Source organism: Aquabacterium sp. T101, from assembly GCF_057219775.1.
This window is the reverse complement of sequence record NZ_JBXVVZ010000002.1, coordinates 37,644-58,719: the sequence shown is the minus strand read 5'-3', so window position 1 is coordinate 58,719 and position 21,076 is coordinate 37,644. Positions and strand designations below refer to the sequence as shown.

Annotated in this window: 18 protein-coding genes; 8 read left to right on the top strand and 10 right to left on the bottom strand. The window is 73.4% G+C overall.

The features are described from left to right. Window positions 1–8: 8 nt before the first annotated feature. Window positions 9–998 (bottom strand): fumarylacetoacetate hydrolase family protein, encoded by a 990-nt coding sequence (locus AC2EAQ_RS07345; protein ID WP_484641380.1) that lies wholly within the window; start codon window positions 996–998, stop codon window positions 9–11. Between the two features lie 10 nt (window positions 999–1,008). Between AC2EAQ_RS07345 and AC2EAQ_RS07340 the strand changes: the two genes are divergently transcribed. The 4 genes from AC2EAQ_RS07340 (at window position 1,009) to AC2EAQ_RS07325 (ending at window position 7,011) form a co-directional block, all read left to right on the top strand. Beyond that, entirely contained in the window at window positions 1,009–2,064 is a 1,056-nt protein-coding gene (locus AC2EAQ_RS07340; RefSeq protein ID WP_484641376.1) for a DUF3108 domain-containing protein, read from the top strand. Between the two features lie 47 nt (window positions 2,065–2,111). After that, window positions 2,112–2,369 carry a BTH_I0359 family protein gene (locus AC2EAQ_RS07335; RefSeq protein ID WP_484641372.1) on the top strand — a complete coding sequence of 86 codons (258 nt, stop codon included), beginning with the start codon at window positions 2,112–2,114 and terminating at the stop codon, window positions 2,367–2,369. Between the two features lie 81 nt (window positions 2,370–2,450). Beyond that, entirely contained in the window at window positions 2,451–4,754 is a 2,304-nt protein-coding gene (locus tag AC2EAQ_RS07330) for an ATP-binding protein (protein WP_484641368.1), read from the top strand. A gap of 88 nt (window positions 4,755–4,842) precedes the next feature. Then, a complete protein-coding gene (locus AC2EAQ_RS07325; protein WP_484641364.1) occupies window positions 4,843–7,011 on the top strand; it encodes a putative bifunctional diguanylate cyclase/phosphodiesterase in 2,169 nt (722 codons plus the stop codon). Window positions 7,012–7,018: 7 nt separating this feature from the next. On the opposite strand, the gene AC2EAQ_RS07320 is transcribed toward AC2EAQ_RS07325, so the two are convergent. Then, window positions 7,019–7,414 (bottom strand): rhodanese-like domain-containing protein, encoded by a 396-nt coding sequence (locus AC2EAQ_RS07320; protein ID WP_484641361.1) that lies wholly within the window; start codon window positions 7,412–7,414, stop codon window positions 7,019–7,021. Window positions 7,415–7,433: 19 nt separating this feature from the next. Between AC2EAQ_RS07320 and AC2EAQ_RS07315 the strand changes: the two genes are divergently transcribed. Continuing rightward, window positions 7,434–8,486: a homocysteine S-methyltransferase family protein gene (locus tag AC2EAQ_RS07315; protein ID WP_484641358.1), complete on the top strand. Its 1,053-nt coding sequence runs from the start codon at window positions 7,434–7,436 to the stop codon at window positions 8,484–8,486. A 31-nt stretch (window positions 8,487–8,517) separates the two neighbouring features. On the opposite strand, the gene AC2EAQ_RS07310 is transcribed toward AC2EAQ_RS07315, so the two are convergent. The 6 genes from AC2EAQ_RS07310 to AC2EAQ_RS07285 form a co-directional block, all read right to left on the bottom strand. Then, complete coding sequence (locus AC2EAQ_RS07310) at window positions 8,518–9,189, bottom strand: OmpA family protein (RefSeq protein WP_484641354.1); 672 nt, start codon at window positions 9,187–9,189, stop codon at window positions 8,518–8,520. 156 nt (window positions 9,190–9,345) lie between these two features. Beyond that, window positions 9,346–10,680: a transglycosylase domain-containing protein gene (locus AC2EAQ_RS07305; protein WP_484641351.1), complete on the bottom strand. Its 1,335-nt coding sequence runs from the start codon at window positions 10,678–10,680 to the stop codon at window positions 9,346–9,348. Then, the gene (gene xrtQb, locus AC2EAQ_RS07300) at window positions 10,677–11,267 is read right to left on the bottom strand and encodes an exosortase Q subunit 2 (protein WP_484641348.1); all 591 of its coding nucleotides are present in this window, start codon (window positions 11,265–11,267) and stop codon (window positions 10,677–10,679) included. The genes AC2EAQ_RS07305 and xrtQb overlap by 4 nt, the downstream gene beginning before the upstream one ends. Continuing rightward, entirely contained in the window at window positions 11,264–12,094 is an 831-nt protein-coding gene (gene xrtQa / locus AC2EAQ_RS07295) for an exosortase Q (protein WP_484641345.1), read from the bottom strand. Before xrtQa ends, xrtQb begins: the two co-directional genes overlap by 4 nt. A gap of 12 nt (window positions 12,095–12,106) precedes the next feature. After that, the gene (locus tag AC2EAQ_RS07290) at window positions 12,107–14,173 is read right to left on the bottom strand and encodes a VIT and vWA domain-containing protein (RefSeq protein WP_484641343.1); all 2,067 of its coding nucleotides are present in this window, start codon (window positions 14,171–14,173) and stop codon (window positions 12,107–12,109) included. Between the two features lie 145 nt (window positions 14,174–14,318). Next, window positions 14,319–15,500, bottom strand: a complete 1,182-nt coding sequence (locus AC2EAQ_RS07285) for a S1C family serine protease (RefSeq protein WP_484641340.1) — start codon at window positions 15,498–15,500, stop codon at window positions 14,319–14,321. Between the two features lie 23 nt (window positions 15,501–15,523). Here AC2EAQ_RS07285 and AC2EAQ_RS07280 point away from each other — a divergent pair, with 23 nt between their 5' ends. Together AC2EAQ_RS07280 and pdxA are read left to right on the top strand one after the other, a co-directional pair. Continuing rightward, window positions 15,524–16,270: a Nif3-like dinuclear metal center hexameric protein gene (locus tag AC2EAQ_RS07280; RefSeq protein ID WP_484641335.1), complete on the top strand. Its 747-nt coding sequence runs from the start codon at window positions 15,524–15,526 to the stop codon at window positions 16,268–16,270. A 32-nt stretch (window positions 16,271–16,302) separates the two neighbouring features. Then, entirely contained in the window at window positions 16,303–17,289 is a 987-nt protein-coding gene (pdxA, locus tag AC2EAQ_RS07275) for a 4-hydroxythreonine-4-phosphate dehydrogenase PdxA (RefSeq protein ID WP_484641333.1), read from the top strand. Here the strand turns inward: pdxA and AC2EAQ_RS07270 are convergent. Then, window positions 17,276–19,738, bottom strand: coding sequence for a DUF1631 family protein (locus AC2EAQ_RS07270; RefSeq protein WP_484641330.1), 2,463 nt, complete (start codon window positions 19,736–19,738; stop codon window positions 17,276–17,278). The genes pdxA and AC2EAQ_RS07270 overlap by 14 nt on opposite strands. A gap of 103 nt (window positions 19,739–19,841) precedes the next feature. Then, window positions 19,842–20,270 (bottom strand): large conductance mechanosensitive channel protein MscL, encoded by a 429-nt coding sequence (gene mscL / locus AC2EAQ_RS07265; protein WP_484641327.1) that lies wholly within the window; start codon window positions 20,268–20,270, stop codon window positions 19,842–19,844. Between the two features lie 185 nt (window positions 20,271–20,455). Between mscL and petA the strand changes: the two genes are divergently transcribed. Continuing rightward, window positions 20,456–21,055, top strand: a complete 600-nt coding sequence (petA, locus tag AC2EAQ_RS07260) for a ubiquinol-cytochrome c reductase iron-sulfur subunit (RefSeq protein WP_484641323.1) — start codon at window positions 20,456–20,458, stop codon at window positions 21,053–21,055. Window positions 21,056–21,076 lie beyond the last annotated feature (21 nt).

The following is a 21,076-nucleotide window of genomic DNA, read 5'->3' as shown; positions in this document are numbered from 1 at the left end:
TCGCAGGCTCAGCCTGCGGCCGCCGGCACCACCTTCTGCTCGATCGCGCCGAAGACCGACTGGCCGTCGCGGCCCTTCACCTCGATGCGGATGGTGTCGCCGTACTGCATGAACGGCGTCTTCGGCTCGCCGCCCTCGATGGTCTCGATGCATCGCTTCTCGGCGATGCACGAGTAGCCGTGGGTCCAGTCCTTGTTGCTCACCGTGCCCGAGCCGACCACCGAGCCGGCGCGCACATTGCGCGTCCTGGCGATGTGGGCGATGAGCTGGCCGAAGTGGAAGGTCATCTCCGGGCCGGCGTCGCAATGGCCCACGCGCTTGCCGTTCCAGGTGGACGTGACCGGCAGGTGCACGCGTCCGCCCTGCCAGGCATCTCCCAGCTCGTCAGGCGTCACCGCCACCGGGCTGAAGGCGGTGGCCGGCTTGCTCTGGAAGAAGCCGAAGCCCTTGGCCAGCTCGGCCGGGATCAGGTTGCGCAGGCTCCAGTCGTTGGCCAGCATCATCAGGCGCACGCCGTCGAGCGCGCGCTCGGGCGTGGCGCCGTTGGCCACGTCGGCGGTGATCACGGCGATCTCGGCCTCGAAGTCGATGCCCCAGTCGGTGCTGGCGAAGGGCGCGTCGTCGCAGGGGCCGAGGAAGTCGTCGCTGCCGCCCTGGTACATCAGCGGGTCGGTGTAGAAGCTCTCGGGCACCTCGGACTTGCGGGCCTTGCGCACCAGCTCCACGTGGTTGATGTAGGCCGAGCCGTCGGCCCACTGGTAGGCGCGCGGCAGCGGCGCCATGCACATCTGCGGCACGAACTCGAAGGCGTGGCGCGCCTTGCCCTGGTTGAGGGTGACGTACAGGTCCTGCAGCTGCGGCGACAGGAAGTTCCAGTCGTCGAGCACCTGCTGCAGGCGGTGGGCGATGCCGGTCGCAAAATGCGCCGTCGTGAGGTCGCGCGAGACGACGACCAGCTGGCCGTCGCGCGACCCGTCCTTGAGGGTGGCGAGTTTCATGGTGCCCCGATTGTCGTCCGATCCGCCCCGCCGCCGGCGTGGCCGCTGGCTCGCCCTGGCCACGCTGGGCGTGGTGGCCGCGCACGCGCTGCTGTTCGTGGCGCTGGCGCCGGCCTGGATCGACCCGGACGACACGCCCGCCATACCGCCGCGGCTCAACGTGCGCAGCGTGGCGGCGGCGGCGCCCCCGGCCCCCGCCGAGGCGGCCCGGCCCCCTGGGGCCGCGCCGCCCGCCACGCCGCGCCCGGCGCGAGCCGCTTCGCCACCGGCGCCGCCGACGCCACCGGCGTCCAGCCCGCAGGAGGCCGTGCCCGTGGTGGCCGCCGACTTGCCGCCCGCCCCGGCGGCGTCCGAGCCGACCGAGACCGCGCCGCCGGCCGTGCGACGGGCCGCCGTTGACGGGGCCGGCGCGGTCGACCTGCCGGTGTACGCCACGCGGCTGCCGGCTGCCGGTCGCTGGCGCTATCAGCTGCAGCGCGGCCTGGCCGTCGGCGAAGCCGACCTCACCTGGGCGCCCGGGACCGACGGGCGCTACGAGGTGCGGCTGGAAGGCCGCATCGCCGGCCTGACCGTGCTGGACTGGGCCAGCCAGGGCATGGTGGACGCGCACGGCCTGGCGCCGGAGCGGTTCGCCATCCGACGTCGCGGGCGCGACCAGCAGGCGGCCAACTTCCAGCGCGACGCGGGCAAGATCACCTTTTCCGGGCCGACGCACGTGCTGCCGCTGCTGCCCGGCGTGCAGGACCGCCTGGGCTGGTTGGTGCAGCTGGGCGCCGTGATCGAGGCGGCGCCGGAACGTTTCGTGCGGGGCAGCCGCGTGGTGCTGATGGTGGTCGGTGCGCGTGGCGGGGCCGAGGTCTGGACCTTCGCGGTCGAAGGCGGCGACGCGGTGGAAGGCCGCCCGGCGCTGAAGCTGCTGCGCGAGGCCCGCCGCCCGCGCGACACGCAGGTGGAGATCTGGCTCGATCCGTCGCGGTCGCACCTGCCCCTGCGTGCCGTGCTGACGCAGCCCGAAGGCGGACCGCCGCTCGAACTGAGGCTCGACGCCGGGTCAACCGGACCTTGAACTCCGCGTTGGTGGTCCCAAGTGGCGACGAGGAGGCGCTTGCAGCCATGCTCATGCTTTACAACTCGGACAACTTCACCGTCGTTCAATTCGAGACCGACGCCGACGCCGGTGCGCCGGTGCGCGGCGGCTACGAGATCGTCGACAAGTTCGCGCGCAAGGAGATCTTCCTCGAGGGCGACCTGGCGGCGCAGTTCAAGGCCGGCGTCGACGCGCTCGTCGAACAGGGCCCGACCGAAGAGGAACTCGACGCCTACATCGGCCGTTTCGGCGCGATGGCCCAGCAGCCCCTGGTGCTGCACTGACATTTCGTCGCGTCGCGGGCCTTGCCGGCCCGCGGCAGCCGCGCCAAGATGGCGCGCACGTCCACCCGGGAGCCCGTGCCCGTGAAGAGCCGCTCCACCGCCGCCGTCGTGCTGTCGCCCTCGCTGCGCGAGGCCCCGGTGCTCGACCGCATGTGCTCGCAGTTCGTGCTGGCGCTGACACTGAAGAACGCCGGGCGCTTCAACTTCCGGCGCGACTGGTCGAACCTGCTCACGCTGACCGGTCGGCACCTGGCGTGGCCGCCGACGGTGCTGCACCGGCTGCGCGAGTTCCTCGGCCGGCGCTGCAAGGGCAATCCGCAGTGGGCCGGCCACGAGGCCTTGTCCGACGACGCCTTCATGGCGCGCCACGGCGCCTGGCGCGGGCCCTACGAGGAGGGCACGCTGTTCTTCTACATCGACGAGTACGTGAAGGACGCGCCGAAGGACCTGCTCGCGGTGCTCGGGGCCACGTCGGACTGGCTCGAGCGCTCGCTCAAGCGCGAATCGACGCTGGTGCAGAAGAACATCGACGCGCTGGCCGGCCTGCTGCAGCTCAATGCCGCAGAGCGTGCGCTGCTGCTGTACGGCACGCTGGCGCGCTACCAGCGCGAGCTGCGCGGCCTGCTGGTGGAGTTCAAGGTCGCCAGTGCGCAGGAGGCCTATGCGGCGATCGCCTCGGTGGCCGGCGTCAACGAGCAGGAGGTGGCCGAGGCGCTTCGCGCCGGGTCGCGCCTGGAACGCACCGGCATGGTCGAGAACCTGATCTCCGAGCACAACATCACCGATCTGGCCGACCTGATGAAGGTCAGCGAGCAGCTGCCGCCGGTGCTGATGCGCGAGTACAAGGCGCCGGCCGACCTGATGGCGGTGTTCACCCGGCCCTCGGCCAAGAGCGCGCTGACGGCCGGCGACTTCGCCTATGTCGCCGACGACGTGGCCGTGCTGACCACGCTGCTGGCGCAGGCCGTGCAGCGGCGCGCGGCCGGCGTCAACGTGCTGCTGTACGGTCCGCCGGGCACCGGCAAGACCGAGCTGGCGCGCGTGTGCGCGCAGGCCGCCGGGCTGGAGCTGTTCGAGGTGGAGTACGCCGACCGCGACGGCAATTCGCTGTCCGGCCGCGACCGCTACCGCTCGCTGCAGATCAGCCAGGTGTTCCTGAAGAACAGCCCCGGCGTGGCCCTGCTGTTCGACGAGGTCGAGGACGTGTTCCCGCCGGTGTCGGCCGACGCGGCCCAACTGCTGGCGCGGCTGGACGCCACCGACGCCACGCCCACCGCCAGCGTCAGCGGCAAGGCCTGGGTGAACCAGATCCTGGAGACCAACCCGGTGCCGGTGATCTGGGTCACCAACCGCATCGAGCAGATCGACCCGGCGTTCCGGCGCCGCTTCCAGTACCACCTCGAACTGAAGTCGCCGCCGCCCGGCGCGCGCGAAGCCCTGGTGGCGCGCGCGCTCGAAGGCGTCGGCGTGGGCACCGAGTTCGCGGCGCGGCTGGCCGAGCGGCGTGGCCTGACGCCGGCGCAGATCCGCACCGCGGTGCGCTTCGCCCAGCTCGCCTCGTCCGAGCCCGGGGCGGTGGAATCGCTGATCGAGCGCCAGCTCGCCAATGCCGACAAGGCGCTCGGCCAGGCGCGCAAGGACGCCCGGGCGCGGCCGGCGGTCACGCAGTACGACCTGTCGCTGCTGAACGTGGAGTCGCGCTTCGAGGTGCCGGCCATCGTCGAGGCGCTGCGTCGCCGCGGCCACGGCACGCTGTGCTTCCACGGCCCACCGGGCACCGGCAAGACGGCGTTGGCCGAGCACATCGCGGCGGCACTGCAGCGGCCGCTGCTGGTGCGTCAGGCGTCAGACCTGGTGAGCAAGTTCGTCGGCGAGACCGAGCAGAACATGGCCCGGATGTTCGAGGAGGCGCAGTCCGAGGGCGCCGTGCTGCTGCTCGACGAGGCCGACAGCTTCCTGCGCAGCCGCCAGCGTGCCGAGCGCACCTACGAGGTGACCGAGGTCAACGAGATGCTGCAGGGCATGGAGCGCTTCGCGGGCCTCTTCATCTGCACCACCAACCTGTTCGACGAGCTCGACGAGGCCGCGCTGCGGCGCTTCACGTTCAAGGTGCGCTTCCGCCCGTTGACCGCGGTGCAGCGCGAGGCAATGTTCGCGGCCGAGGCCCTGGGCGGCGACGCGTCGCGGCTTTCGGCCGAGCAGCGTTCGCGGCTGGGCGCGCTCGACCAGCTCGTCCCGGGCGACTTCGCCGCCGTGCAGCGCCAGGTGGACATCCTCGGTGCGCCGTTCGAGCCCGACGAGTTCCTGGCGCAGCTCGAGAGCGAGCACCGCGTCAAGCCGGGCGTGCGCGAACGGCGCGGCATCGGCTTCTCGGCCTCACCCTGAACCGGGGGAGCCGCCCCGGGGCGGCCGGGGGCGGGTTCGACCACAATGCGGGGCCCGTCGAGGGCCGCCTGCAGCCCCTGACGTACCGATGTCCCTGGTCACTCCCGTTCCCGACGTGCAGTCGCTCACCGTGCCGGTGGCCGCCGCGCTGCTGGGGCTCGGGGTGGCGCTGGCCGGGCTGCTGACCCACGCACTGCGCAAGGCGCGCACCGACGACTGGGTCGTCGCGGTCGGCTGGGGTTTCGGGGGCTCGGTGGCCATCGGCACCGGCCTGTGGCTGCTGCAGCTGCTGGCCTGGCGCCAGGTGCAGCCCGGCGCCGCCCCCTGGTTCGAGATGCTGCCCTTCGTGCTGTCCTGGGGCGCGGGCGTGGCCGGCGTGGCGATGGCACTGTTCGTGGCGCGCTGGATGCCGCGGCCGCGGGTGTCCGTGGCGGCGCTGCTGCTGTTCCTGGTGCCGACCCTGGCCGCGGTGTTCGTCGCAGCCGGGGCGTCGCTGGTGCCGCCGCCGCGCTGGGACCGCATCGAGGCCGCGCCCGTGGTGGGCGCGCTGGCGATCCTGCTGCCGGGGCTCGGCGGCGCGCTGCTGCTGCTGGACGGCCCGCGCCTGCACCGGCTGCGCGGCGAGCCGGCACAGCGGGTGGCCGGGATGATGGTCTTCGCCGTGACCCTGCTGCTGGCCCAGGGCGTGGCGCTGCGAGCCGCGCCGCTGGAATCGGGCGGGGCCGGCCTGCCGCTGTCGCCCCCCGACGCGGTGGACCCGCGGCTGGCCGGCGTGGTGATGGTGTTCGCGGGCGTGGTGGTGGTGCTGGCCGTGCTGTCGGCGCTGGTGGACTCGCGCGGCGGCCGCCGGGCCAGTGCGCTGGCCGGATCGCTGCAGACCGCCAACCGCCGCCTGGAGGAACTGGCCTACAGCGACGCGCTGTCGGGCCTGCCGAACCGCCTGCACTTCGAGGAGCAGCTCGACCGCACACGGGCGCGGGTGGGCCGCGAGCCCGGCGCGATGGCGGTGCTGTTCATCGACCTCGACGGCTTCAAGGCGGTCAACGAGACCTTCGGCCATGCCGCCGGCGACGAGGTGCTGCGCGAGGTGGGCCAGCGCCTGGCGCGCGTGACGCAGGCGCCGGACCTCGCCGCCCGCGCCGGCGGCGACGAGTTCCTGCTGCTGCTGTCGCGGCCGGGGTCGCCCGAGGCCGCGGCCGCCGCGGCGCAGCGGGCGCTGCATGCGCTGATGGCGCCCTATGCCCTGACGGGGGCCAGCGAGGTGCGGCTGTCGTGCTCGATCGGCATCGCGATGTTCCCGGAGCACGGGCCGACTACGCGCCTGATCGCCAACGCCGACGCGGCGATGTTCGCCGTCAAGCGCACCGGCGGCTCCACCTACGCCTTCTTCGAGCCGCGCATGGGGCTGGAGGCGAGCGACCAGCTCGAGCTGCAGACCGACCTGCGCGGGGCCGTCGAGCGCGGCCAGCTCGAGCTGTTCTACCAGCCCAAGGTCGACGCGCGCACGCGCACGATGACCGGGGTGGAGGCGTTGGTGCGCTGGCAGCATCCGATCCGCGGCGCCGTGGGGCCGTCCGAGCTGATCGCGGTGGCCGAGCGCTTCGGCCTCATCGGCGGCATCGGGCAGTGGGTCATCGACGAGGCCTGCCGGCAGATCCGGCGCTGGGACGACCAGGGCCTGCGCATCCGCGTGGCGATCAACCTGTCGGCGCAGCAGCTGCGCCAGGACGACCTGGTGCAGCGCGTGCGCCAGTCGTTCGAGGCGTACCGCGTCGACCCGTCCCTGGTCACGTTCGAGATCACCGAGACGGTGGCGATGGAGGACACGCAGGCCACGATGCGGGCCTTCGCCCAGCTGGCGCGTGCGGGGGTGTCGCTGGCGATCGACGACTTCGGCACCGGCCATTCCAGCCTGGCCTACCTGCGCACGCTGCCGGCGCGCCAGCTCAAGATCGACCGCAGCTTCATCGGCGACCTGGGTCTGTCCAGCGACGCGATGGCGGTGGTGGACGCGGTGATCCGCCTGGCCCACGCCCTCGGCCTGCGCGTCGTGGCCGAAGGCGTCGAGACCGAGCGCCAGTGCGAGATCCTGTCCGGCCTGGGCTGCGACGAGTTCCAGGGCTACCTGTTCGCGCGGCCGATGCCGCCGCAGCGGCTGGCGCTGTGGGCGTCCGGCGAGGCGGGCGCGCTGACGCCGATCGAGTCGGCGTCCGCCGCCGGCGTGATGCCGCCGCGCACGCCGCGCACCCTGCAGTAGGCCGCGCCTAGAGCTGTTCCCAGGGCAGGCCGTCGTGGCGCCAGCCGTTCAGGCGCCCGCGCTGGAAGTGCTCGTCGAGCTCGCCCTCGAAGCCGTGCAGCACGTTGATCACCTCGGTGAAGCCGGCGGCCTCCAGGGCCTGCCCGGCGTCGATGGTGCGCTTGCCCGACCGGCACAGCAGCACCACCGGCCGGTTGCGGTCGCCGCCGGCCTCGCGGGCCACCTGGGCCACGAAGGCCTGGGGGTCGGCCTGCATCTGCGGGTACTCGTACCAGGGCACATGGACCACGCCGGGGGGGTGGCCGACGTACAGGTACTCGATCTCCATGCGCACGTCGACGAACAGCGCGTCGGGGCGGGACTTCACGAAGGCATGCGCCTCGACGGGGGTCAGGTGTTTCATGGCTACCTACAATGTTCGCATGAAGCCCCCAGTGCCCTACACCCGTGCCGCCGAACTGCCCGCGCTGCTGGCGCGCCGCATCGTGATGATCGACGGCGCCATGGGCACCATGATCCAGCGCTACAAGCTCGGCGAGGCCGACTTCCGCGGCCAGCGCTTCGCCGACCACTGGAAGGACCTGAAGGGCAACAACGAGCTGCTGCAGTTCACGCGGCCCGACGTGCTGCGCGAGATCCACGACGCCTACCTCGCCGCCGGCGCCGACATCATCGAGACCAACACCTTCGGCGCCACGTCGATCGCGCAGGAGGACTACGGCCTCGCCCACGTGGCGCGCGAGATGAACGTCGAGGCGGCCCGCATCGCCAAGGCCTCGACGCTGGCGGCGTCCACGCCGGACAAGCCGCGCTTCGTGGCCGGCGCGCTCGGCCCCACGCCGCGCACCGCCAGCATCAGCCCCGACGTCAACGACCCCGGCGCGCGCAACGTCAGCTTCGAGCAGCTGCGCGCGGCCTACCTGGAGCAGGCCTCGGGCCTGCTGGAGGGCGGCGCCGACCTGTTCCTGGTCGAGACGATCTTCGACACGCTCAACGCCAAGGCCGCGATCTTCGCGCTGGACGAGCTGATGGAAGCCACCGGCGAGCGGCTGCCGGTCATCGTGTCGGGCACCGTGACCGACGCGTCGGGCCGCATCCTGTCGGGGCAGACGGTGCCGGCGTTCTGGCACTCGGTGCGCCACGCGCGACCGCTGGCCATCGGCCTGAACTGCGCCCTCGGCGCCGCGCTGATGCGGCCCTACATCGAGGAGCTGGCCAAGGTGGCGGGCGACACCTTCGTGTCGTGCTATCCCAACGCCGGCCTGCCCAACCCGATGAGCGAGACCGGCTTCGACGAGACGCCCGAGGTGACCGCCGGCCTGATCGAGGAGTTCGCCCGCAGCGGCTTCGTCAACATCGTCGGCGGCTGCTGCGGCACCACGCCGGAGCACATCGCCGCCATCGCGCGCCGCGTCTCGGCCTACCGGCCGCGCGGCGTGCACGACCCGCTGTTCACGTCGCTGGAAGCGGCCTGACGGGCCGCCGCCCGGCGCGAGCGTCTGCGGGCTAGGGCCGGTTCGACGCCACGGGCGCGACGCGCTCGGCCGGCACCACGGTCGAGGGCGACGCGCGCGACACCGCCGCGGGGAACGCCGGCGGGGGGATCGACAGCCGCAACTGCACCGCGCCGCCCGCGCGCACCGGGCCGCCGAGCGCGATGCGCGGCGCCGCGATGCGGCGCGACACGAGGTGCTCGCGCACGCGTTCGGCGCGTGCCCGGGCCAGGCTCGCCGGCGCGCCGGCATCGGCAGGCGCCCCCACCGTGACACGGGCCCCGGCCTGGCGGCGCAGGCTCTCGGCCACGCGGTCGAGCACCGCGCCCAGGGCCGGCTTGATGTCGGCCTTGCCGGCGTCGAACGAGTTGGCCAGCGGCACGTCCACGGCCAGCGTGTGGTTGGGCTGGGCCGCGATCACGACCGGGGTGCCGCGGAACCAGTCCTCGAAGTAGCGCTGCTCGGTGGCCACCGGGCTCAGCACCGCCGGCGGCGCCGTCGGTGCGGCCGTGCCCGGCGTGCCCGGGGCCGGCGGCGTGCCGGCCGGCGCGGTGTAGACGCCCGGGGTGGACGCCGGAGCCCCGGCCGGCGCCGTGGGCGTGGTGGAACAGGCGCCGGCCAGCAGGGCGGCCAGCACGGCGGACGACCGCAGGGCGATGCGGCGGGCAGCGGCTTGGAAGTTCACGATCGGGACCTTCTCGTTGTGCGCATCCGGGCCCGGAGGCAGGCGGCGGTGCGAAGCGGCGATTGGACCCGATCGTGCCACCACCGCTTCGATGCGGCCCGGTAAGGAGTGTGATCGGCAGTGTCGGGCAGACGCCGGGCGCGCGGCGCAGCGCACCTAGGGGGCCGGCGGGGGCGCGGGCGGTCGCGGCCGGTCGATCGCCGGCGGGGTCCAGTAGGGCAGCTGCGCCAGCGCCTTCTCGCGCCGCTCGGGCCGCATCGGCCGCATCGCCTGCAGCACGCGCTCGACGCGGGCATGGTCCACCTCGCCGCGGGCCTGCTCCGCGTGCAGGTAGGCGTCGGGCGCGGGCAGCAGGCTGGCCAGCCAGGCCGCCGCCACCGGCCCCACCGCCGACGCATCGCGCTGGCCGAGGTGCACCCGCACGGCCCGCTCGGCGCCGCACACGCCGTCGCCCCAGGGCGCCAGCGCCAGGTACAGCTGCAGGATGCGGGCCTTGCCGAGCGTGCGCTCCATCTCCACCGCATACAGCAGCTCGCGCAGCTTGCGCGCCGCGCTCCTCTCGTCGCCGGCGAAGGTGATCTTGGCCAGCTGCTGGGTCAGCGTGCTCGCCCCCACGAGGGCCGTGCCCGGCCGCTGGTTGTGCTGCAGGGCGTCGACCATGGCCGCGAGGTCGTAGCCGGGATGCTCCATGAAGCGCTGGTCCTCGGCCGCGATCACCGCGCGCGGCAGCCAGCCCTCGAGCGTGGGCACGCCCGCGTCGGCGTCGACGCGACAGGCCACCGGGCGCTGCAGGTCGAGCAGCCGCTCGGTGCCCAGGCCGTCCACGACGAAGCCGTCGACCTGCGGCCTCAGGCGCCAGGTGCCCTGCGGCCAGCGCGCGTCCAGCGTCATCGCGACCGACCCGCCGACGCGGACGCGGTCGCGCTCGGGCAGGTCGCGGCCCAGGGCCCGCACCGCATGCGCCAGCGGCGTGCGCGGCAGCGCGGCGTCGAGCCGGAACTCGCGGCCCGCGCTGTCGAAGCGGCCGCGCCAGTCCAGCCGCAGCGCCTGCGGCGCCGGGCCGATCTCCAGCGTGCCGCGATAGCGGTCGGCACCCTCGGCCCGCACCACCAGCCCGGCACGGTCCACCGTCAGCGGCACCGGGCCGAGCGCCGGCAGCACCAGGCTGCACGGCGCGCAGTCGAGTGCCAGCGCGCCGTCCGGGCGCGCGCTGGCGCGCCAGTGTCCGTGCGCCGTGGGCAGGCGGCGGCCGTCGAGCAGCGGCTGCGCCAGCGGATGCGTGGCCAGCCGCGCCAGCACGGCCACGCTGGCGTCGTGCTCGATGCGGTGGCCCCACAGCTCGGCGTGCAGACGCACGGACCACTGGCCGTCGCGGGCGGCGGTGGCGCGCCAGGCCACTGCGGCCAGGGCGGCCGCCAGCAGCAGGGCCAGGCCCGCGAGGGCCAGCAGGCCCAGCGCGAAGCGGCGCAGGACAGGGGTGGATCGGCTCATGGGGCCTCCAGGGCGGTGACGTGGGTGACGGCGCGCCAGGGGCCCTGGCTGCGCCCGAGGGCGGCGGTCCAGTACCAGGCCGACGCGTCGGTGAACGACTGGCCGTCCGCGCCGACGATGCGCTCGCACACGCGCACGCGTCGGCCGTCGCGGTGGGCCTCGAAGCAGCGCCAGAGCGCGCCGTCGTCGTCGCGTTCGAGCCGTGCCGACTGCACGCGCCAGCCGATGCCGCGCCAGCAGTCGGTGGCCGGATGCAGCATGCGCGTGGGCCGGCTCACGTCGCGCAGCACCAGCTCGCCGGTGCCCTCGACGGCGAAGCGGGCGATGCGGCCGGGAAAGCGGTCCGCGAAGCGGCGCTCCACCTCCGACAGCGCCAGCGGCCGCAGCGGCTGGCCCTGCCACTGCAGCGGCCATTCGTCGGCGGCCTGCGCCGACGATGCCGCGCCCGTGGCGGCGCTGCCGGCGCCGGGGCCCAGCGCCAGCGGCAGCATCGCGCACCACAGCAGCAGGGCGGTCAGGGCCTGCGGCCAGTGCTGGGCGCAGCGGTCGCGCCAGCGCGCGCCGTGAAGCATCGAGCGGCGGCTCATGCGCGCGCTCCCGCCCGTGCCCGGGCCGGGGCCACGAGGCGCACCACCAGCACCACGACCATCAGCACCATGCCCAGGCCGATGGCCTCGTGCGCCAGCGGCGACAGGCCCCCGGGCCGGGCTTCCAGTGCCACCAGCAGCGTGTTGCGCAGCACGTTGCCGCACAGCACGGCCAGGCCCACCAGCGGCAGGCGGCGCGCCAGCACGGCGTCGCGGCGCGACGTGAACGCCGCCACCGCGCAGGCCGCGAAGTAGCCCAGCCACGCCATCTGCACGCCCGAGCACGGCGCGTCGACGATGACGAGCTGGCCGGCCACCACCATCGACGCGCCGCTGCGTTCGGCCGCCACGCCGACGGCCTGCAGCAGCCACGCGCTGAACTGTGCCGTGAAGACGCGCAGCGGGTAGCCGACGTAGAACTGCAGCGACGCCACCAGCGGCAGGGTCAGCAGCATCAGCCCGGCCAGCGCGAGCCGGGGCGAACGGTCCGGCAGCCAGGCGGCGAGGTGGGCGGCCAGCGCCAGCGTGGCCAGGCCCGCCGCCGGCAGCGGCGGGGCGATGAACAGCGCGGCGGTGGCGGCCGCGCTCAGGGCGGCGGCGACACCGAGCCAGGGCAGGCGCGGCAGGACGCGCAGGCTGCCGCGCGCCAGCCACAGCCACAGGCCGAGCGCGGCCAGGGCCGCCACGCCGAGCGGGTCGTCGGAGCCGTCGGCGAGCCGGCGCGCGGCCCACAGGCCGTGCGGCCACAGGGCCGCGGCATGCAGCGCGAGCCAGGCCGGCGCACCGAGCCGCACCGGATCGCAGGACGTGGTCTGGGCCATCGACATGGTGCGTCCCTCCTAGCCGTGGCGGCGCGCGTGCGCCACGCCCACCGCCACCAGGCCCAGCACCACCAGCAGGGCCAGCCATGCGGCCGGCTCCGGCGTGCTGGGCACCGCGGCACCGACGCCGCCGACCGCGTTCTCGCTCACGCCCTGGGGCAGCGGCAGCGGCTGGTTCACCGCCGTGGTGTGCGCGGCGTCCGGGTTGCGAACCACGTGGTCCACCGCGATGAAGCTCGTGTACTGCGTGAGCAGGCCGTGCTGCAGGCCGAGCGTGGTGATCGCGTCGCGCCGGGCGTCGCCGCCCACGAGCGCTTCCTCGTCGGACAGCTGCTGGATGCGCTGGCGCGCCCACAGCAGGCGCAGTGCCTGCGCCTGGGCGTCGGGCGCGGACACCGGCACCACCTGCTGCCAGTCGCCGGCGGCGGTCTGCCCCTGCAGCACGAGCTGGCCCTGCGGCGCACCGCGCCACTTGCCGACCAGGGCCACCGGGCGCCCGCCGAGCACGTCGGGCAGGCCGTCCAGCCGCGCCGGCTCGACGTCGTAGACGTCCAGGCCCTCGAAGCGGGCCTTCACGCTGGTGAGCACCGGGGCGTCGATCATGCGGCGCAGGCGCTCGGCCTGGGCCTGGGCCAGGCGCGGGTTGGTCACGATGAAGGGCTCGCCCTGGCCGGCGCGCGCGATGCCCTCGATCAGGTGCCGGTTGACCGAGCTGCCGATGCCGAAGGCGAACACGTTGCTGTTGCCGAGGTTGCGCCGCACCAGCTGGAACACCCGGTCCTCGACCGTGACGTAGCCGTCGGTCACCACGATCACGGTGCGCGCCACCTCCGGGTTCTTGGGCAGGGCCGCGATGCGCTCGAGCGCGGGCACGATCTCGGTGCTGCCGCCGGCGCGGATCTGGTCGATGGTGGCGATGGCGCGCTCGACGTTGGCGCGCGTGGCCGGCACCGGGCGGTCCGACAGCATCCGGTTGCTGCCGGAGAACAGCATCACGTTGAACGTGTCGCTGGCGCGCAGGCTGCCGATCAGGTGGCGCAGCAGCTGGCGCGCGGTGTCGAGCGGAAAGCCGTGCATCGAGCCCGAGATGTCCACCACGAACACGTACTCGCGCGGGTTGATCTGCGCCGGCGCCACGGCGCGCGGCGGCTCGACCAGGGCCAGGAAGTAGTTCTCCCCGCCCGGGGCGCCCTGGAACAGCGCCAGGCCGCCAGCGGTGGCGTCGCCCGCGAGGCGGAAGTCGAGCACGAAGTCGCGGTTGTCGGCCGCCCCGGCGCCGTCGTCGGCCAGTGCCACCTCGGCCCGGCCGCTGCCTTCGGCCTGCACCTCGATGCGGTGCGTGTCGCTGCGCAGGTCGGCCACCGGCAGCGGCGAGGCGAAGCGCACCGCGAGGTCGAGTGCGGTGTTGGACGGCACGCCCTGGCGCAGGTGGGCGGTGGCCGGCAGGCGCGTGCCGGCCGGCTCGCCCTCGGCCCGCGGCGCCTGGTAGCGCGGGCCGACCACGGTGGGGTAGACGAATCGGTAGCGCCCTTCGGTGGGCAGCAGCAGCTCGGTGTAGCGCAGCTCGACCACCACCTCGTCGCCGGGCAGGATGTTGGCCACGCTCATCTGGAACACGTTCGGGCGGTGCTGGTCCAGCAGCGCCGCGGTCTTGCCCTCGCGCCGCGCCGCGTCGAACTCCAGCCGGGCCCGCTGCTTCTCGCGGATCTGGGCCTGCAGCACGCGGTCGCCCAGGCGCACCTGCATCGCATGCACCGCCGCCTGCGTCGAGCCCGGGAACACGTAGCGCGCCTCGATCGGGCGTCGGCCCTCGTTGCGGTAGACCTGGGTCACGGTGACGTCGGCGATCGGGCCGACGATGCGCGCGTCGACGCGGGTGCGCTTGAGCGGCAGCCGGTCCAGCGAGGGGTCGTCGCTGGCGACCTGGAAGTAGGGCCCCTCGGGGGCCGGAGCCTGCGAGTCGTCGGCCCAGGCCGGTGCCCAGGCCACCAGCAACAGCGCCGCGAAGATCGACCCGGCGATGGCCAGGACGACGCGGCCGACCTGCGAGTGCGGCCGCAACAGATGGAACTCCCGGAAGGTCATGCACGCTCTCCTTGCTGCGCTGTGGGCCACCGCGTGGTGGCATGCGGGCAGGTTCGCGCGCGGCGGTGAAACGCCTAGGAAGCCTCTTCGAGGGCCGTGTGAAGTGCGTGTGAAGTGTGCCGGGCGGGCCGCCCGGCCTGGCGGCCTAGCGGCCCTGCGGGCGGGCGGCCTGGCGCGGCGGACGCTGCGCCACGCGCACCTTGAGGTCGAGCGCCTGCTCGCCGCGCTGCAGCGCGATCGGTGCCTCGCTGCCCGGCGGCAGCGAGGCCACCACGTTGAGCAGTTCCGCGGTGTTGGCCACCGCCTTGTCGCCGATGCGGGTGACGACGTCGCCGGGCCTGATGCCGCCCTGGCTGGCCGGGCCGTCCTGCAGCACGCCGGTGATCAGCACGCCGCTGCGCACCGGCAGTCGCAGCGACTCGGCGAGGTCGGGGGTGAGATCGCGCGGCTCCACGCCGATCCAGCCGCGCACCACGCGGCCGTCCTTCACCAGGCCCTCCATCACGCTGCGCGCGGTGGCGGCGGGGATGGCGAAGCCGATGCCCAGGCTGCCGCCCGAGCGCGAGAAGATGGCGGTGTTGATGCCCACCAGGTTGCCCTGCGCGTCGACCAGCGCACCGCCGGAATTGCCGGGGTTGATGGCGGCGTCGGTCTGGATGAAGTTCTCGAAGGTGTTGATGCCGAGCTGGTTGCGCCCGAGCGCGCTGACGATGCCGGCGGTGACCGTCTGCCCGACGCCGAACGGGTTGCCGATGGCCAGGACCTGGTCGCCCACCTGGAGCGCGTCCGAGTTGCCGAACACCATCGCGGGCAGGCGCGGCAGGTCGATCCGCAGCACGGCCACGTCGGACTCGGGGTCGGTGCCCACGACGCGCGCCTGCGCCTGACGGCCGTCGGCGAGCTGGACCTCGATCTCGTCGGCGCCGTCGACGACATGGTGGTTGGTGATCAGGTAGCCCTCGGGCGAGACGATCACGCCCGAGCCCAGGCCGCGCTGCGGCTCGGCGCCCTGCGGCACGCCGCGCATGCCGAAGAAGAAGCGGAACCAGGGGTCGTCGCCGTGCGGGTTGCGCGCGGCAGCCTTGCTGGCGGCGATGCTGACCACCGCGGGCGCGGCGCGCCGGGCGGCCCCGGCCAGGCTGCCGGCGGGGGCGGACGCAGCCGCCGCCGCCGTGCCACCCGAGGGCACGGCCGCGATCGAGACGATCTGCGGCAACATCTGGCCCGGCGCGCGGTCGAGCCATTCCGGCTTGAGCGTGGCCACCACGAACAGCAGGGCCAGTGCCACGGTGACGGCCTGCGAGAAGATCAACCAGAGTCGGCGCATGTGGGGCTGACGAAGGCGGGACGATGGCCACGCGCACAGAGATCGAGAACCACCTGGGCACGCTGCTGGCGGTGGAGCGCTTCAAGGATTATGGGCCGAACGGCCTGCAGGTCGAGGGCCGGCCCGAGGTGCGGCGCCTGATGTCCGGCGTGACCGCGAGCCTGGCGCTGATCGACGCGGCCATCGACTGGCAGGCCGACGCGCTGCTGGTCCACCATGGCCTGTTCTGGCGCGGACACGACGGCCGGCTGGTGGGCTGGCTGGCCGAGCGCGTGCGTCGGCTGATGGCCCACGGCATCAACCTGTTCGCCTATCACCTGCCGCTGGATGCGCACCCCGAGCTGGGCAACAACGCCCAGCTCGGCACCCGGCTCGGGCTGGTGGCCGATGCGCGCTTCGGCGAGCAGGATCTGGGCTTCGCCGGCCCGGCGTCCGTGCCCGGGCTCGACGCGCTGGCGGCGCGGGTGCAGTCCGCCCTCGGACGTGCCCCGCTGGTGGTGCCGGGCGACGGGCGGCCGCTGGTGCGCGTGGGCTGGTGCACGGGCGGGGCGCAGTCGTACTTCGAGTCCGCCATCGCCGCGGGCGTGGACGCCTTCGTCACGGGCGAGATCTCCGAGCCGCAGGCGCACCTCGCGCGCGAGACGGGCGTGGCCTTCCTGGCCTGCGGCCACCATGCCACCGAGTGCTTCGGCGCGCCCGCCGTGGCGGCCGCGGTGGCCGAGCAGTTCGGCCTCGAGCACCGCTTCGTCGAGGTCGCCAACCCGGCATGAATCCCGCCGGCACCGGCGGCGACAATCGACCCATGGTGCAAGCCGGCCTGCCGCTGCTGCTGACGATGGGCGATCCCGTGGGGATCGGGCCCGAGATCGTGGCGCGGGCGTTCTGCAACGACGCCGCGGCCGGCTGCGCGGTGGCCGGGCATGTGGACACGATGCGCCGGGCGATGTCCCTGCTGCCGCAGCCCTGGCCGGTGGCGCGCCTGGAGGCGCCGGCCGATGCCGCCCGCTGCCCGCCGCGCTGTCTGCCGGTGTGGCAGCCGCCCGGGCTCGACGACGCCGCACTGGCGATGCTGCCCTGGGGGCAGGTCGACGCCCGCGCCGGCGCGGCGGCGGCGGCCTGCATCGATGCGGCGGCGCATGCCGTGCTGCAGGGCAGGGCGTCCGGCCTCGTGACCGCGCCGGTGCACAAGGCGGCGCTGGCCGCCGCGGGCGTGAACTTCCCGGGCCATACCGAGATGCTGCAGGCGGTGGCCGGCGGCGTGCCGGTGCGCATGATGCTGGCCAACGACGAGCTGCGCGTGGTGTTGGTCACCATCCACCAGTCGCTGCGCAGCGCCATCGACGCCGTCACCTTCGACGCCGTGCTCGACACCCTGCGCATCACGCAGCGCAGCGGCGCCGGGCGGCACATCGCGGTGGCCGGGCTCAACCCGCATGCCGGCGAGGATGGCCTGTTCGGCGACGAGGAGCAGCGCCTCATCGCGCCGGCCATTGCCGCAGCACGCGCCGAAGGCATCGACGCTCACGGGCCGTTCGCCCCCGACACGGTGTTCATGCGCGCGCGGCGCGGCGAGTTCGACGTGGTGGTGGCGATGACGCACGACCACGGGCTGATCCCCGTGAAGTACCTCGGCGTGGAGCACGGCGTGAACGTCACGCTGGGCCTGCCCTTCGTGCGCACCAGCCCCGACCACGGCACGGCGTTCGACATTGCCGGGCGCGGCGTGGCCGACCCGTCGAGCCTGCAGGCGGCGATCGCCTGGGCCCGGCGCGCGCTCAGAACCGCGTGAGCGGGGCGGCGGTGGTGCTGAGGCCGCCGGTGCGCAGCGCGGCGAGCTGCTTGCGCGCCCGCGCCGTGGCGCGCTCGATCAGGTAGGCGTTCTCGAAGGCGCGCAGGCGGCCCGTTTCGCACAGGCGGTAGAGCATGCGCGCCGTCATCGAGATGGCGTGCTGGTGCAGCTTGCCGCGCGTGAACACGAAGAAGGTGCGCCCCGGGCTGATGTGCGACAGGCGCACCTTGTGCCACTGGCCCTCGAAGTGCATGCGGTACGAGAAGCCGATCTGCACGTGGTCGGCCAGCGAGGCGCCCTTGGTGGGTTCCACCGGCTCGGGGTGCGGCAGGCCGTCGATGTTGATGTCGAGGTCCGACACCTCGGGCTCGGCCTCCTCGGCGGACAGGTCGATGTCGACCTGTCCGTCCCAGTCGATCGCGCTTTCCTCGACCAGGCCGATGCGCCGCGCCTCCTCGGCGGTGAAGGGCTCGGAGACGACGTCCTCGAGCACCGGGATCGCGCTCGCGCCACGCACGGCGTCCTCGGGCCGGGGCAGCGAGGTGCCCATGATGGCGTCGAGCTGGCGCGACAGCAGGTTGTAGTCCAGCGTGCGCATCGACTCGCCGGCCTTCAGGGCGGCGGCATGGGCGGGCAGCAGCTTGGCGAAGAAGTCCTTCTTGGCGGCCTCGGGCCAGCCGATCAGCGCGATGCCCTCGTTGAGGTCCTTCATCAGCTGCGGCAGGCGCTGCAGGAAGGCCTTGCGGTCGGGCGGCGCGCCCTTGGGTTGCACGCTCATCACCAGCTCGCGGCCGGCGATGCGGAAGCGCCTGACGAGGTCGCTGTCGGCGCCGTGCTGATGGGCCGCCTTCATCAGGGCCTGGCTCCAGACCTGGGTCAGGAACTGGCGCAGGAAGTCGTCCAGCGTCACCGGCGCCAGGGCGGCCTGCAGCTGCTGCGTGAACCGCTGCTGCAGCAGCAGCTCCGTCTCGCGGCTGTCCAGCAGGGTGGTGGCCTTGCTCTGCGACTCGACGTCCTTCTTGGCCTGGTCGGCGACGTAGGCCTCGAGCTTGTCCAGCGTCTGCTCGTAGACGAGCATCTGGTCGAAGTCGCCGCCGACGATCTCGTCGACCAGCTGCCGCACCAGGTCGAGGAAATGCTGGCCGGGTCCGTCGGAGAAGTCCTCGAACGCCACCGCCAGCGAAGCGATGCGGTTGACCAGCTTGCGCACCGGGTGGCGGCGCGACGAGAAGAAGGTCGGGTCGCCGAGGGCGGCACGCAGCACCGGCAGCTGCAGCCGCGCGATGTGGCGCGCCATCTGCGGCGGGATCTTCGGATCGGCGAGGATCTGGTCGAACAGGCTGCCGACGACGTCGATCACCATGTGATCGAGGGCGCCCGTGGCGGTGCGGCGCAGTTCCTCGCGGTTGGCCAGGATCAGGTTCGGCAGCCCCGCCAGGTTGGACAGCGCCCCCGGCCCGATGGCGCCGCCGAGGCCGCCGCCGCTGCCGCTGGGCACGCCGCCCGCCTGGGCGGCGCCGGCCTCGTACTGCGTGTCGGCGGCGATGTTGCCGAGCATGGCCAGGCGCCGGATCAGGGTCATGACCTCGGCGTCGACCTGGCCGATGGTGGCGCCATGGCCGTAGCCCGAGCCGCTGGCGGCGCCGCCCAGGCCGAGCCGGCCGGCGGACGAGGCATTGCCGCCCAGGCGCCCGGCGCCGCTGTCGCCTCCCGAGACGCTGTCCAGGCCGACCGGGCGGCCCAGCGTGTCGTAGCCGGTCTGCTGGAACTGCCCCAGCTCGTTGCCGGGGCCCTGGGTGGTCCGGGTCTGCACCTCGGGCGGCCGCACCCCGGCGGCCTTCAAGTCGTTGGCGATGTCGGCGTAGACGGCGGCCATGCTGCCGGCCAGGGCGCGGGCGATCTGCTCGGCCAGCAGGCGCCGGACCTCGGGGCGGTCGGTGACGGTGTCGCAGGCCATCACCAGCGCCTTGCCGATCGCCTCGGCCCGCAGCGGATTGCGCGCCTCGGCGTCGGGCCGGTGGGCGGTGTGCAGCAAGCCCATCATCAGCGTGTCGAGCTCGCGCAATTCCCACTCGCATTCGTGCTGCAGCGTCAATGCAAGGCGCTCGGCGCTGACCTGCACCTCGACCTCGCGGTCGTCCACCAGCGACAGGCTCTGCCAGTTCGACCCGAGGCGGGAGTTGGTCCTGGAATGGCCCTCGAGCCGGCGCAGGTCGCTATTGACGCTCTCGTCGAGCTTCTCGTTGAAGGTCATCGAGAACGCGGACTGCTTGCGGCTGAGCTCGAACTGCGCGGCCAGCAGGTCCTCGCGCTCGGAGACGCGGGTGCTCGACAGTGCCGCCACGCCGAGCGCGTCGACGCAGCGCTGAGCCGCGTCTCGGGCGGCAACCTTGACGCGCTGGACCGCCTTGACGAGCGATTGCGGCTGGAACGGGGCGACGGAACTCATGGCATGGGGTTGCCGACGCGTCGCGGCGCCGCCGGGACAGGCGAGGCCGCGCGCCGGTCGGCGCGCGGCATTTAGTATGGGGCCAAATCCGGCCCGCCCGCCGTCACTTCTTCAACGCGTCGCGGATCTCGCGCAGCAGCACCACGTCTTCCGGAGGGGCGGCCGGCGGCGCCGGGGGCGCGTCCTTCTTCAGGCGGTTGATCTGCTTGACCATCATGAAGATGATGAACGCCAGGATGATGAAGTTGATCGCCACGGTGAGGAAATTGCCGTAGGCGAACAGCGGCACGCCGGCCTTGGTCAGCGCCTCGTAGGTCATCGGGCCCTTGAAGTCGGCGGGCGTCGTGCCGAGCTGGATGAAGTAGTTCGAGAAGTCCAGCCCCCCGAAGATGCGGCCCACCACCGGCATGATCAGGTCCTTGACCACCGAGTCGACGATCTTGCCGAACGCCGCGCCGATGATCACGCCGACCGCGAGGTCGACGACGTTGCCTTTCATCGCGAACTCTTTGAACTCGCTCGTGAAGCTCATCTGGGTGACTCCTTGCCTGGGGTGTTTTGGGGTTGTTTTGGGCCCGGCGTCGGGGCGAGCCGGGCCGGCGCAGTATTGCCCAGCCCGCCGCGCCGTCAAGCCCGGCCGATAGGGATGGTGGCGTCCGCTAGAATCTCGGGCTGTTCCGCAGGCCCAGCCCTGCTTGCCGCGACAAGAGGAAATCAATGAGCCAGGATGCCATCGACCCCAGCCGACGAGCCTGGGTCGGTATCGCGTGCGGTGCCACGGCCGTGGGTGGCGTGGCCACCGCGGTGCCCTTCGTGGCGAGCTTCGCCCCTTCCGAACGCGCCAAGGCTGCCGGTGCGGCCGTCGAGGTGGACATCAGCACGCTCAAGGCGGGCGAGATGGCCACGGTGGAATGGCGCGGCAAGCCGGTGTGGATCCTCAAGCGCACGCCCGAGCAGGTGGAATCGCTGAAGAAGACCGACGCCAAGGTGGCCGACCCGGAAAGCAAGCGCAAGCCCGACGAGCTGACCCCGGAGTACGCCCGCAACCAGTACCGCTCCCGCAAGCCGGAAGTGCTGGTCGCCGTGGGCATCTGCTCCCACCTGGGCTGCTCGCCGACCGCCAAGCTGCAGGCCGGCGCCCAGCCCAGCCTGCCCGACGACTGGCAGGGCGGCTTCTTCTGCCCCTGCCACGGTTCCACCTTCGACCTGGCCGGTCGCGTCTACAAGAACGTGCCGGCGCCCGACAACCTCGAAATCCCGCCGCACATGTACCTGTCGGACAGCAAGCTGCTGATCGGCGAGGACAAGAAGGCCTGACGCGCAACAAACCAAGGCAAG